Source organism: Vibrio sp. Sgm 5, assembly GCF_026241575.1.
Classification (GTDB): domain Bacteria; phylum Pseudomonadota; class Gammaproteobacteria; order Enterobacterales; family Vibrionaceae; genus Vibrio; species Vibrio jasicida.
Map to the genome: position 1 here is coordinate 16375 of NZ_JAPHPY010000034.1, position 14629 is coordinate 31003.

A 14629-nucleotide genomic window follows, 5' to 3' on the forward strand; every position below is an offset into this window, starting at 1 on the left:
GCTAACCCGAGCTCTGAAACATCGTTCATTTTGTCGAACCTGATAGTTCAAATCAGGCTAATCAAAAATAGGAACGTAAATATGAAAAATAACAAGGAAAATCTCTTTAAACTAGGGCTGACCTTTTGCCTTTTAAGCCCTCTTCCTCTATATGCATCGCAATGTGATGATCTTTGGAAAGATTCGTTAGAGCCAAATAACTTAGAGTTCAGTATCGATACCAATAGCCTAGGGGGACGGTTATTTGTAGCTAACCTACCAAACTACAGAGACTTTACTCTCCAACATATAGTTAAGCTAAATCAATTATTGTATTTAGATGTAAACGAAGTTCCTTATGTCAGCAATTTAAAAATCACAATTCACCCCTTCAGCAATCCGAATTGTGACGGAGTTGCTTATAAATCTGGTGGTATAAATAGCACAAACATATACATAAACAGCTGCTTTTTAGAAAGCTTACCAAGTGAAAAGGTTGAAGCTGAGATTAAAGGTATACTAGTGCATGAGTTGGTTCATGCTTACCAAAATTCTAATTTTGAACAAGGCAGTGGCACTCTAGAAGGCGTTGCAGATGCAGTTCGCTACCTGACTGAATTCAAATCGCTGGAAGAGAAGCGAACGTTGGGTGGTGACCACAATAGTTCTTATGATTTAGGAGCCTTTTGGATTGATTGGTTAAGGCACAAGTTACTTGCAAATGGTGATCAACGAGACTTTCTTTACGAATTAAACAAGTATGCGGGAAGTCCTAGTGGATTTAATTGGCAAAACGACATTACAGATTTTTTTTCAAACACCGTAGATGAATTATGGCGTGAATATCAAACTTGCTTGCATGATAACGGCAATAATTGCCCAACAAGTATTCATTATCAAGCAATAGGGCAATGCGATGGAGAACCTCAACGGAATAAAGATCTAGCCGTCGCCCTAGAAAAAAATATCAAAGCCTCCGACGAAAACAAACCTTATGAGACTGCTTACAATGCCTTTGACAACAGTAATAATACTAAATGGCTTAGCTTCGCCGATACAGGTTGGATAAGTTATCAATTCGATAAGCCCGCCCTTGTATCGAGATATACGATAACTTCAGCGAATGACGTCGCAGCCCGAGACCCTAAGGCTTGGTTACTACAAGGCTCTATTAATGGACATCAATGGCAAACATTAGATAGTCAAGATAACCAATTTTTTACTTCTAGGCATCAAACGAGAAACTTTGATTTTTCGCCATCTATACCTTTCAGTTACTACCGTTTAAACATAACGGAAAATGCGGGAGCCAACATAATTCAGTTGGCAGAAGTTGAATTGCTCGGCAACTTCCCGACAATAGTAAACCTAACTCAACAATATCCTGGCAGATCTTCTGCTTCAGCAAGTAATGCTCCAAAGGAAGATCACTCTCATGCATTCGATGAAAATAGAGCGACCAAGTGGTTAACTTTTAGTTCAACTGGAAACATCACATATTACTTCCCAAAACCGGTCACCGTACATCAGTATTCTTTGACATCAGCCAACGATGCCTCGGATCGAGATCCTCAAAATTGGAAACTACTTGGCAGCAATGATGGAGTCACTTGGCAAATACTAAATAGCCAGACACAGCAAAGTTTTACCAAAAGATTTCAGACAAAGCTCTATCAACTAACGACTCCTTTAAGTTATCAGTACATTAAATTGGAGATCAGTAAAAACCATGGTTCAGAAATCTTACAATTAGCAGAATTTACTCTGAAAGGAAATATATAGAAAGTGAACTGGAGAAAAAACGCCTCGCAAATGCGAGGCGTTTTTTAAAGCGTTAAGCTAATAATTTAGAAACCTAAATTATTGACCTTTAACTTCTTTAAGACCGTTGAAAGGAGCGCGCTCACCTAGAGCTTCCTCGATACGGATAAGTTGGTTGTACTTAGCAACACGGTCAGAACGGCTCATAGAACCAGTTTTGATTTGACCTGCAGCTGTACCTACCGCTAGATCAGCGATAGTTGCATCTTCAGTTTCGCCAGAACGGTGAGAGATTACTGCTGTGTAACCTGCGTCTTTAGCCATCTTGATTGCAGCTAGAGTCTCAGTTAGAGAACCGATTTGGTTGAACTTGATAAGGATAGAGTTAGCTACGCCTTTCTCGATACCTTCAGCAAGGATCTTAGTGTTAGTAACGAATAGATCGTCACCTACTAGTTGAAGCTTGTCACCTAGTAGTTCAGTTTGGTGCTTGAAGCCAGCCCAATCAGACTCGTCTAGACCGTCTTCGATAGAAACGATTGGGAATTGGTTAGCTAGCTCAGCTAGGTAGTGGTTGAACTCTTCAGAAGTGAAAGTTTTACCTTCGCCTTTCATGTTGTAGATGCCTGCTTCTTTGTCGAAGAACTCAGATGCAGCACAGTCCATAGCTAGAGTAACGTCTTTACCTAGTTCGTAACCAGCAGCTGCAACAGCTTCTGCGATAACTTCTAGAGCTTCAGCGTTAGACTTAAGGTTAGGAGCGAAACCACCTTCGTCACCAACTGCAGTGCTGTAGCCTTTAGACTTAAGAACTTTAGCTAGGTTGTGGAATACTTCAGCACCGATACGTAGACCTTCTTTAAGAGTCTTAGCACCAACTGGTTGAATCATGAACTCTTGGATGTCAACGTTGTTATCTGCGTGCTCACCACCGTTGATGATGTTCATCATTGGTAGAGGCATAGAGAACTGACCAGCTGTACCGTTTAGCTCAGCGATGTGCTCGTATAGAGGCATGCCTTTAGCAGCAGCTGCTGCTTTAGCGTTTGCTAGAGAAACAGCTAGGATAGCGTTCGCACCGAATTTAGATTTGTTTTCAGTACCGTCTAGGTCGATCATTACTGCATCGATTGCAGCTTGATCTTTCGCGTCTTTACCAACTAGAGCTTCAGCGATTGGGCCGTTTACAGCTTCGATAGCTTTAAGAACACCTTTACCTAGGAAACGTGCTTTGTCGCCGTCACGTAGCTCAAGAGCTTCGCGAGAACCAGTAGATGCGCCAGATGGAGCAGCAGCCATACCTACGAAACCGCCTTCTAGGTGTACTTCAGCTTCTACAGTTGGGTTACCACGTGAATCGATGATTTCACGACCTAGAACTTTAACGATCTTAGACATTGAATGTTTCCTTCTCGTTGAATATATAATGTCAAAATTAAAGGCAGCAACACAGCTTACGTTACTGCCTGTATTCCTTACTTACTTCTCGAAATCGCCACGCTGGTATTCGCCAGCTGCTTTCACGAAACCTGCGAACAATGGGTGACCATCACGCGGTGTTGATGTGAACTCTGGGTGGAATTGAGCCGCTACGAACCATGGGTGAGCTGGGTTCTCAATTACTTCTACCAGTTTCTTGTCAGCTGACAAGCCAGATACTTTAAGGCCTGCTTTTTCGATTTGCGGACGAAGATTGTTGTTCACTTCATAACGGTGACGGTGACGCTCATGAATTGTCGCGTTGCCGTATAGTTCACGAGCTTTCGTACCTTTTTCTAGGTGACATAGCTGTGAACCAAGACGCATAGTACCACCAAGATCAGACTTCTCGGTACGTTCTTCAACTTTACCTTCGCCATCAACCCACTCTGTGATTAAACCTACCACAGGGTACTTCGTCTCTTTGTTAAATTCTGTTGAATGTGCACCTTCCATACCCGCTACGTTACGCGCGTATTCGATCAGTGCCACTTGCATGCCTAGACAGATACCTAGGTAAGGAACGTTGTTTTCACGAGCGTATTGAGCTGCGCGAATCTTACCTTCGATACCACGGTCACCGAAACCGCCAGGAACAAGGATTGCGTCTAGACTTTCTAGGATCTCAACACCTTTGTTCTCTACATCTTGAGAATCAACGTACTGAATCTTAACGCTCAGACGGTTCTTAAGACCAGCATGTTTCAACGCTTCGTTTACTGATTTGTATGCATCTGGTAGTTCAATGTACTTACCAACCATACCAATCGTCACTTCTGCCGTTGGGTTAGCTTCTTCGTAAATTACTTGTTCCCACTCAGACAGGTTAGCTTCTGGCGCATTGATGCCAAAGCGAGCACAAACAAGATCGTCTAGACCTTGAGCTTTGATTAGCTGAGGGATCTTGTAGATAGAATCTACATCTTTCATTGAGATAACTGCTTTTTCTTGTACGTTACAGAAAAGAGCAATTTTCTTACGTTCGTTAGCAGGGATCATACGATCGCTACGACAAACTAGAATATCTGGTTGGATGCCGATAGATAGCAGCTCTTTAACAGAGTGCTGAGTTGGCTTAGTTTTCACTTCGCCCGCAGCTGCTAGGTAAGGAACTAGAGTTAGGTGCATGAACATTGCGCGTTCACGGCCTAGTTCTACAGCAAGCTGACGAATAGCTTCCATAAATGGTAGTGATTCGATATCACCTACCGTACCACCGACTTCAACGATAGCAACATCATGGCCTTCAGAACCCGCGATTACGCGGTCTTTGATAGCGTTAGTGATGTGAGGGATAACCTGAATGGTTGCACCTAGGTAATCGCCGCGACGTTCTTTACGTAGTACGTCTGCATAAACACGACCTGCAGTGAAGTTGTTACGCTTAGTCATCTTGGTGCGGATGAAACGCTCGTAGTGACCAAGGTCAAGGTCAGTCTCTGCGCCATCTTCCGTAACGAACACTTCACCGTGTTGAGTTGGGCTCATTGTGCCTGGATCAACGTTGATGTAAGGGTCAAGCTTCATCATAGTCACTTTAAGACCACGAGCTTCTAGAATAGCGGCAAGAGATGCTGCTGCAATACCTTTACCTAGAGAGGATACAACCCCGCCAGTAACAAAAATGTAATTTGTCGTCATGTTTAACCTGAAATTGGTTGAATGAGGGAAATGGAGTGCTTCTGGACGGGACGTAAATATACCAGAAGCTCCTTAACGCCACAACGTGAAATCTATCACACCGGAATTTTTTATTTTTTGCTTCAAATCAAAGTCGAGTATTCATGCAATTTCAGCTTTGCTCTTCTCGTTTCACTTCATCCCACATCGAATCGAGTTCATCTAGAGTAAAGTCTGTGAGTTGCTTACCGTGCGCTGCAACTTTAGTTTCCACGCCTTTAAAGCGTCTTGAGAACTTTAGATTTGCTTTGGCCAAAGCGACTTCAGGGTCTTTGCCTAAGTGACGAGATAGGTTGACGGTCGCAAATAATAAGTCCCCCAACTCAAGCTCTACCTTGGTTTCATCGGGGTTGACTTGAAGCGCCTCTTCCATCACTTCTTCAATTTCCTCTTGTACCTTCCCGACTACAGGACCCAGAGAGTCCCAATCAAAACCATATTTAGCGCATTTCTTTTGAATTTTTGTAGCACGAGAAAGCGCAGGTAGAGAGTTCGGTATTGAGTCTAGAATACTTTCCTCAGCTTTGCCTACTTGTGCTTTTTCTTTGGCTTTTTCTGCTTCCCAATTAGCGTTAATTTCTTCATCAGATTCAAACTCAACATCAGAAAAAACATGAGGATGACGACGAGTCAGTTTTTCATTCACAGTTTCGACGACGTCAGAAAAATCAAACAGCCCCTGTTCTTTTGCTATTTGGCTGTAGAAAATCACTTGGAACAATAAGTCACCTAACTCTTCTTGTAAGTTCGGCCAATCACGGTTTTGAATCGCATCCACCACTTCATAGGTTTCTTCAATGGTGTGCGGAACAATGGTATCGAAGGTCTGCTTTAAGTCCCATGGGCAACCGCCGTCTGGGTCACGCAACTTCGCCATGATTTGTTCTAACTGTTCAATTGGATGACTCATTTTCTCTGTTCCTTTAAACCTTTCTATCTAAAGAAAAAGGTGAGCAGTCAAAACCACTCACCTTTGTTATATGTTGATCAATTCTCTAAATAATTGAAGCTGTAGCTAGGCGGCAAGCGAGCGAGACTCCTGAGCATAGCTTGCCTATGTGATGGAGCGAGTGAGCGTAGGCAACAACGCTATCAGCTTCAAGTATGACGAGAATTTTAGCCTAAGCGTTTCACCGACATAACATCCTTAATCTGCTCGACTCGTTTTGACACTCGCGAGAACACTTCAAGGTTGGTCACTTCAAGGTCAAAGTCCATGATCGACATTTGCGTGCGGTAATCGACGCGGCTCTTCATACTGGTGACTTTGATTTTCTCGTTCGCAAACAGAGTTGTGATGTCTTTAAGTAGACCGCCACGCTCCATTGCTTCAACACGAACCGTCAAGATGTAAGAACCGACAAAGCCGCTGCCCCAGACGGTATCGATGATACGTTCTGGTGCGTGATGGCGAAGCTCCTCTAGTTGCTCACAGTCACTGCGGTGGACCGAAATACCGCGACCTTGGGTGATGTAACCGGCAATCTCATCACCTGGGATCGGCTGACAACAACGCGCTAGGTGTGTCATTAGGTTATCGACACCTTCAACTACGACTGCATCTTTCTTCGGACGACTTTGTGCTGGCGCGCGATTTTCTGCTTCTTGCAGTTTTTCTAGCGCTTGTTGGTCTTCCTCTTCGGCGGTTGGTTTGTTTACCAAGGCGTTGATGTGGTTGATGATTTGGTTGATACGCAAGTCACCACTACCAATACCAACATACAATTCATCGGCACTATTAACGTTAAAGCGTTTCAGCGCGTAGTTATCAGCATCTTTCAGTGTCGCGCCGATTTTCGCCAGTTCGTGCTCTAGAATTTCACGACCCGCTTCTAGGTTCTTCTCACGACTTTGCTTGCGGAACCATGCGTTGATCTTCGCACGCGCTCGGCTTGACGTCACAAAGCCAAGCGATGGGTTTAACCAGTCTCGTGAAGGGTTTGGTTCTTTCTGGGTGATGATTTCCACCTGATCGCCCATTTGCAGTTTATGGGTGAACGGTACGATACGACCTGCCACTTTAGCACCGATACAACGATGCCCTACTTCTGAGTGAATGTGGTAAGCGAAGTCTAATGGGGTTGCGCCCATCGGTAGGTCGACGACATCACCACGTGGGGTAAAGGCATACACGCGGTCGTCAAATACCTGACTACGCAGCTCGTCCAACATCTCGCCAGAGTCGGACATTTCTTCTTGCCAGTCGAGTAGCTTACGTAGCCACGTGATCTTCTCATCGTAACCGCTGCGGCTGCTTGCGCCTTCTTTGTATTTCCAGTGCGCTGCAACACCTAGTTCCGAGTCTTCGTGCATCTCTTTAGTACGAATCTGGATCTCGATGGTCTTGCCTTCAGGGCCAAGAATCACGGTATGGATAGACTGGTAACCGTTTGGTTTCGGGTTCGCTACATAGTCGTCGAACTCGCTTGGCAGGTGTTTGTATTTGGTGTGGACCACACCCAGAGCGGCATAACAATCTTGCAGTTTGTCGGCGATAATACGTACTGCTCGTACGTCAAACAATTCATCAAACGCCAGACTCTTCTTCTGCATTTTACGCCAAATACTGTAGATGTGCTTTGGACGACCACTGACTTCTGCGTTGATGCCGCATACGGTCATTTCTTGGGTAAGGTCGTCGACAAAGTCTTTGATGTATTGTTCACGGACAATACGACGCTCAGCCAATTGCTTCGCGATTTGCTTGTAGGTTTCTGGTTGTTGGTAGCGGAAAGCGTAATCTTCGATTTCCCATTTCAGCTGACCAATACCAAGGCGGTTTGCCAGAGGCGCATAAATGTTTGCACACTCTTTTGCCGCAGCGCGACGAACTTCGTCCGGCGCTTTTTTTACTTCAATCAGGTTGCAGATACGTTCCGCCAGCTTAATGACGACGCAGCGGAAATCATCCACCATGGCCAACAACATACGACGAACGTTATCAACTTGAGACGAGGCAGCACCACCATCCATTGTTACATTCAGTTGACCAATTGCCGCCATTTCGTCGACGCCATCGATCAGCTTAATGATTTCTTTGCTGTATTTTTCCTCAAGGAGTTCTCTATCAAAAGCACCGCTTGAGACCAAAGGAAACAGTTGCGCCGCGACAAGTGTCGCTTTGTCCATCGACAAGGTGATCAAAATTTCAATCATCTCTCGTCCACGCCACAACAAAAGCTCCGCCTGCTCGTGGTTCGCCAAAATCGACTGGCAATCACGATACACTTCAATTAAGCGTTTCGCTGTGTTCTTCTCTTGCCCTAGGCTAGCCACCCAGGTTTCGAGTTCAAACTGTTCATCTTGGTTTAAATGCGCGCTTCTTACCGCAACCATCTCATCATCCTAATTATTATATTTGTGTGGTTTGACTAACACCATCCAGGTTAGTTCTTATGCCAAGCCTTAAACGTTGGCTTATTGACCACCCACCACGTGTAAGTGATCAACAAAGTCCCAATTATCAGGACTTTTCAAACAACGCCATCGATTCTAGATGGCTGGTATGAGGGAACATGTCCAGCATACCTAATTTGGTCAATTGGTAGCCTTGCTCCAGCAAGCTCTGACTATCCCTTGCAAGGGTAGCAGGATTACACGAAACATAAACTACACGCTGTGCGCCAAGCGCAGAAACTTGATCGATGATCCCACTCGCGCCTGCACGTGCCGGATCAAGCAGCACTTTGTCGAATTGTTCAGCCGCCCAAACTTGCCCTTCAAAATCCTGCTCAAGGTTAGCGTGATAAAATTGTGCGTTATTGATTTGGTTCAAGGATGCATTATTTGCTGCCTTTTCTACCATTTCTGCCACACCTTCTACGCCAACCACATGTTTTGCACGTTTTGCAATTGGCAAACTGAAGTTACCTAGACCACAGAACAAATCTAACACTCGCTCGTCACTTTGTGGGTCTAACCACGCCACTGCCTGAGCGACCATTTTCTGGTTCACCGCTTGGTTCACTTGAATAAAGTTGTTTGGCGTGAATGGTACGGTGACACCGGCTTCTTGATAGAAAGGCACTTCACCTTCAATCAAATCAAGTTGATCCGTTTCTGGCATCAGGTAGAGCGATGCATGATGACGCTTCGCCAATTCCACCAAAGTGTTAGTTTCTTTTTCAGTCAGTTTGCTTAGGTGGCGCAATGTAATACAAGGACCATTGTCGCCTAAGACCAACTCTACGTGACCCAATTGCTCTGGCTTCTTAAACGCTTTTAGCATCGAGTAGATTTCTGGCAGTAACACATTCAACTCAGGCGCAAGCACGGGACAGTCCGTCACTTGTGCGATTTGCTTACTTTGTTTCTTACGGAAACCAAAGTGCAGCTGACGGGTCTTTTTATCCACAAATAAGCTCACGCGAGCACGGCGACGGTAGCCATGAGAGTCACCCAACACAGGTGCATCCAACTCGATATCACTGCCGGCAAATTTTCTCATCAACTGACGAAGCGTGTGCAGCTTATGCGTCAATTGTTGGTCATAGTTCAAATGCTGAAGGTCACAACCACCACATTCATGGTAATGCGGACAAAAGGCGTCAACGCGTGTTTCACTCGGTTTAAGGATTTTAATCAACTTACCACGAGCGAATTTGCTCTTTTCTTCCACCAATTGGGTTACCACTTCCTCACCCGGTAGCGCACCATCAATAAACAATGGTTTCTTCTTGAGGTAAGCAATGCCTGCGCCGTGGTGATCCAAACGCTCCACTTGTACCGCTTGGTGACGAGTATTTAATTGCGTTTTCTTTTTAGGTTGAAAGATACGTGCCATGCTCTGTGCCTGATTTGTGTCTAATTGCTCTACGGCTTCACTATTCTTGATTGCAGCCGTTGTGTGATTCGAGTGACTTGATTATGCTTACCGTTTATCCGGTGACGTCACTTCTTTACTCAAGGCTTTATCGCGCGCTTGAGAAATAATGCGTTATTTTCCCATATCCAGACTCCGATGTAATTAGATAACATGACCAGATATGGCTTACGAGCACGTGTAATTACACTAACTCTCGCTCCCACACTCATTATTGGTTTATTACTGAGCGGCTTTTTCTCATTTAACCGCTACCAAGACCTCGAAAAACAAGTCATCACGACAGGTAATAGCATTATCGAACCACTTGCTATTGCCAGTGAAACTCACCTTCTTTCTGAAAGTCGTGAAGCCGTCCGTCGCCTGATCAGCTACGCCCACCGTAAAAATTCGAAATTGGTTCGTAGTATCGCGGTGTTTGATGAAAACCATGAGCTTTTTGTCACCTCTAACTTCCACCCAAATTTTGAAGCGCTGATGTTCCCGAAGGACAAACCGATTCCTCAATTAGGGAACTCAGAAATCTTCGATAACTCGCTTATTCTGCGTGTGCCGATTCTATCAGAAGGCCATTATCTTTCTGAGCTTTCAAATGAGAATCAGGGAACAAAAGCCATTGGCTACATCGCGGTGGAAATGGATCTTTCGTCACTTCGTTTGCAGCAGTACCAAGAGGTCTTCTCAGCATTCTTGGTGTTGATTCTCGGCCTTGGTCTCGCGAGCGTGTTCGCCTCTCGCCTCATGCATGACGTTACCCAGCCGATCACCCACATGAAGAACGTTGTGGACCGAATTCGTCGTGGCCACCTTGACGTGCGTATCGAAGGCAAAATGCACGGTGAGTTGGACCAACTGAAAAACGGCATCAACGCCATGGCGGTCTCGTTGTCGGAATACCACGTTGAGATGCAGCACAGTATAGACCAAGCGACATCGGACTTGCGTGAAACCCTCGAACAGCTAGAAATTCAGAACGTAGAGTTAGACATCGCGAAGAAACGTGCGCAAGAAGCGGCGCGAGTGAAATCTGAATTCTTAGCCAATATGTCACACGAGCTTCGTACGCCACTGAACGGTGTGATTGGCTTTACGCGTCAGATGCTTAAAACTCAGTTGTCGAACAGCCAAACGGATTACTTGCAAACCATTGAGAAGTCGGCAAACAACCTACTCAACATCATCAACGACATCCTCGACTTCTCGAAACTGGAAGCGGGTAAGCTAGCCCTAGAAAACATTCCATTTGAATTCAGAGAAAGCTTGGAAGAAGTTATTAACTTACAAGCGACCAGCGCACACGAGAAAGGATTGGAGATCACCCTAAAAGTGGATCCGAAGATTCCGCCAGGCTTGGTCGGTGACCCACTGCGTATCCAGCAAATCCTTACTAACTTGGTCGGTAACTCGATCAAATTTACCGAGCGCGGCAACATCGACATCAGTGTTGAAATGCGGTCCCAATCCAGTGATTCCATTGAACTGCAATTTATGGTTCGCGATACGGGCATTGGTATTTCGGAGCGCCAACAAGCACAATTGTTCCAAGCCTTTAGCCAAGCAGATGCAAGTATTTCACGCCGATACGGCGGTACTGGTTTAGGTCTGGTTATCACCCAAAAACTGGTTAGCCAAATGGGCGGCGAAATCAGCTTAACCAGCCGTCTCCACCAAGGTTCTACCTTCTGGTTTACGCTGCGCCTACATTCAACAGAAATGCCAATGAGCGATCTAATTGAAGTAGAACTGCTATCTGGTAAGCAGCTGCTGCTGGTTGAACCAAACATGCAAGCAGCATCAGTGACTCAACAAGTCTTGAGTCAAGAAGGCATTCTAGTGACCTACCGTTCATCGCTACCAGAGAACGATGAACACTACGACTACGTATTGTTGAACTTGGGCGCAAACCAAACTTACAACGACCAATCCGTCTCAGCGTGGATTGAACAGGCGAAGCATATGGCTCCAAGTGTCATCATGGGTACGCCAAGCACGGAGCTAGCATTAGCAGACCAAGTGATGAACGATCATCAGATCCAATGTCTGACCAAGCCATTATCGCGTCGTAAACTGCTACAGAGCCTGATCACTGACCATATCGAAATGCCTCAGGTTGCCCTGCCTCCGGTTGAACCTGTAGAGAGCGAAAGACTGCCATTAACTGTGCTTGCGGTTGATGATAACCCTGCCAACTTGAAGCTGATCTCCGCGCTATTGAGAGAGCGTGTCGAAACAGTAACGGCATGCAGCAACGGTCAACAAGCAGTGAACCTCGCAACAGAGAAGAAATACGATCTGATCTTCATGGACATTCAAATGCCATTGATGGACGGCGTAACCGCTTGTCAGTACATTAAAGAGCTAGAGCTGAACAAAGACACTCCTGTAATTGCGGTGACCGCACACGCAATGGCTGGTGAGCGTGACCGGCTGCTGGCAGCGGGCATGGATGATTACCTAACCAAGCCAATTGAGGAACATGTGTTGCAACAGGTTTTGGTTCATTGGAACCCAAATACTTGTACTGACAGTGTCGATAAGATCGCACCATCTTACGTGGAGCCTGCAGTGGAAGCTGCACCACCAGCGCCGGAAAAACCGCAGCAAGATATGATCATCGACTGGCAAGCGGCCTTAAAACAAAGTGCAAACAAAGAAGACCTAGCTAAGGACATGCTGCGCATGTTGATCGACTTTATTCCAGAAGTGGAAGAAGTGGTCGATCAAGCCATAGAGCAAGAAGACTTTTCGCGTGATGACCTTATCCATGTGGTGCATAAACTTCACGGCAGTAGCTCTTACTGTGGCGTACCGAGGTTGAAGTCACTGTGTGCAACCTTGGAACAGGCGCTGCGTTCAGGTGCGAGTATTGAAGACATCGAACCGGAAATGTTCGAACTGCAAGATGAGATGATTAAAGTCACCACGACGGCGAAGTTTTATCTTGAACAGTAGAGAATAGTTCGGAAAATCAACACAATAAAAAAGCCAGAGCATCGACTCTGGCTTTTTCGTATTCGGTTATTAATCCGTAATCAGACAAATTAGGATTCAAAAATCACCGTCGCGACCGCGTAATGACGCTCGTCAGAAATCGATAAATGAACATGATTCACACCCATCGACTCGGCGATTTGCTTTGCCACGCCAGAAAGCGTCAACATCGGTTTACCGAACTCATCATTCGAAACGGTAAAGTCATGGAAGGTCACGCCTTTCGCAATGCCCGTGCCTAACGCTTTTGACGCTGCTTCTTTTACCGCGAAGCGCTTTGCTAGATAGCGACCTTTTTGTTTCAGTTCGTCAAATTTTGCCATTTCTTGAACCGAGAGAATGCGCTTTGCAAATGGTTCACCACTGCGTTCTAGTGCTTTCTCTATTCGCCCAATCTCGGCGATATCGGTTCCTAATCCTAAAATTGCCATGATTGAAACGGATTACTTACGTGCAGCGACCATCAGGGCTTTCATTTCTGCCACTGATTTTTCTAGGCCATCAAATACCGCACGACCGATGATCGAGTGACCAATATTCAGTTCGTAAATTTCAGGCAATGCAGCGATTGGCGCAACGTTGTGGTAAGTCAGACCGTGACCAGCATTAACGATGATACTTAGGTCATCAGCGTAGCTTGCACCTGCAGCAATCTTCTTAAGCTCGTCTTGTTGGTCTTCCTCAGTCTCCGCATCCGCATAGTGACCAGTGTGAAGTTCGATATACGGTGCACCACATGCTTTTGCCGCATCGATCTGTTGACGGTCAGCATCAATAAATAGAGAGACTTTGATGCCCGCTTCCGTCAGTTTTTGCGTTGCAGCTTTCACTTTCTCAAGCTGACCAACAACGTCAAGACCACCTTCTGTTGTCAACTCTTCACGTTTTTCAGGAACCAGACACACGAATTCAGGCTTAGTCTGTAGTGCAATCTCAACCATCTCGTCTGTTACTGCCATTTCAAGGTTCATACGAGTTTGAATGGTTTCACGTAGGATGCGCACGTCACGATCTAGAATGTGGCGACGGTCTTCACGCAGGTGAATAGTAATACCGTCTGCGCCAGCACGCTCTGCAATCTCAGCAGCATGAACAGGATCTGGGTATTTAGTACCACGCGCATTACGTAGAGTGGCAATATGGTCGATATTAACGCCTAAATAGATTGAGCTCATTTTCCATTACTCCGTGCTCTGTATGTCTGAATGAATAATTCACGACTTTTTAAAGGTTTGCCGCCAAGATACGGCTTTAAGGCCATACGTGTAAAGCGTTTCGCCGCTTTTAATTGCTCTTTAGTGATGAATCGCCGTTCACTAATCGCAATCAATTCATTCCCTAAAAAAGTGAGGTTATCTCGCCTTACTGACGCAATGAATCCTTTTTGTTCGCGATAGCGGTAAGTCATCTCAGGATCAACGGGTTCACCAGTACCAGCACAATGCAAAAAATCGACGCCATACCCCATAGAAGACAGCAGGGCCAATTCAAAACGACGCAAGCCCGGTTCAGGGTTATCACTCTGAGCTAGTTCCGTTAGTGCATGCAGATAATCATGAAACAGCGCAGGCATCGGCACTTCTGCCATCAACACCCTTCCAATCAATTCATTTACGTACATGGCGGAGTAAAGGTTTATTCCTGTCAAAGGCAAACCTAAACTGATGGGCTCTGCTTGACGTAACGTCTTCATCGAGCCTTTCCCTGACCATTTCAGCAATAAAGGGGTAAAGGGCTGCAATGCGCCTTTAAGATTGGAGCGTTTACCGCGGGCACCTTTTGCCATCAATGTAATTCGACCATACTCCTCGCTGAATACATCAAGGATTAAGCTCGATTCACTGTAAGGGCGTCGATGCAATACAAAGCAGCGTTGAAAGCCTTCTGAAGACTGGTTGCTCATCTCGTCAATGTGCC

10 protein-coding genes are annotated in these 14629 nt (G+C 45.5%); 2 read left to right on the plus strand and 8 right to left on the minus strand.

Going from position 1 to position 14629, the window contains the following annotated elements:
- The first annotated feature begins 81 nt into the window (after positions 1-81).
- Entirely contained in the window at positions 82-1761 is a 1680-nt protein-coding gene (locus tag OQJ86_RS17575) for a discoidin domain-containing protein (RefSeq protein ID WP_102388512.1), read from the plus strand.
- A 78-nt stretch (positions 1762-1839) separates the two neighbouring features.
- Here the strand turns inward: OQJ86_RS17575 and eno are convergent, their stop codons facing one another.
- From eno to rlmD, 5 genes are all read right to left on the minus strand, one after another.
- Positions 1840-3138: a phosphopyruvate hydratase gene (gene eno / locus OQJ86_RS17580; protein WP_038870282.1), complete on the minus strand. Its 1299-nt coding sequence runs from the start codon at positions 3136-3138 to the stop codon at positions 1840-1842.
- An 81-nt stretch (positions 3139-3219) separates the two neighbouring features.
- Complete coding sequence (locus OQJ86_RS17585; protein WP_265988755.1) at positions 3220-4860, minus strand: CTP synthase; 1641 nt, start codon at positions 4858-4860, stop codon at positions 3220-3222.
- A gap of 151 nt (positions 4861-5011) precedes the next feature.
- Entirely contained in the window at positions 5012-5809 is a 798-nt protein-coding gene (mazG, locus tag OQJ86_RS17590) for a nucleoside triphosphate pyrophosphohydrolase (protein WP_265988757.1), read from the minus strand.
- Between the two features lie 206 nt (positions 5810-6015).
- A complete protein-coding gene (relA, locus tag OQJ86_RS17595) occupies positions 6016-8235 on the minus strand; it encodes a GTP diphosphokinase (RefSeq protein WP_038870285.1) in 2220 nt (739 codons plus the stop codon).
- A 127-nt stretch (positions 8236-8362) separates the two neighbouring features.
- A complete protein-coding gene (rlmD, locus tag OQJ86_RS17600) occupies positions 8363-9682 on the minus strand; it encodes a 23S rRNA (uracil(1939)-C(5))-methyltransferase RlmD (protein ID WP_265988760.1) in 1320 nt (439 codons plus the stop codon).
- A 192-nt stretch (positions 9683-9874) separates the two neighbouring features.
- Between rlmD and barA the strand changes: the two genes are divergently transcribed.
- A complete protein-coding gene (gene barA, locus OQJ86_RS17605; protein WP_265988762.1) occupies positions 9875-12673 on the plus strand; it encodes a two-component sensor histidine kinase BarA in 2799 nt (932 codons plus the stop codon).
- Positions 12674-12762: 89 nt separating this feature from the next.
- On the opposite strand, the gene acpS is transcribed toward barA, so the two are convergent.
- From acpS to recO, 3 genes are read right to left on the minus strand one after another with little or no spacing between them, the layout of a single operon-like run.
- The gene (gene acpS, locus OQJ86_RS17610; protein WP_038881196.1) at positions 12763-13143 is read right to left on the minus strand and encodes a holo-ACP synthase; all 381 of its coding nucleotides are present in this window, start codon (positions 13141-13143) and stop codon (positions 12763-12765) included.
- A 12-nt stretch (positions 13144-13155) separates the two neighbouring features.
- On the minus strand, positions 13156-13887 hold the full coding sequence (pdxJ, locus tag OQJ86_RS17615) for a pyridoxine 5'-phosphate synthase (RefSeq protein WP_265988765.1): 732 nt from the start codon (positions 13885-13887) through the stop codon (positions 13156-13158).
- Positions 13884-14615 carry a DNA repair protein RecO gene (recO, locus tag OQJ86_RS17620; protein WP_039976437.1) on the minus strand — a complete coding sequence of 244 codons (732 nt, stop codon included), beginning with the start codon at positions 14613-14615 and terminating at the stop codon, positions 13884-13886. The genes pdxJ and recO overlap by 4 nt, the downstream gene beginning before the upstream one ends.
- Between the last annotated feature and the right edge of the window lie 14 nt (positions 14616-14629).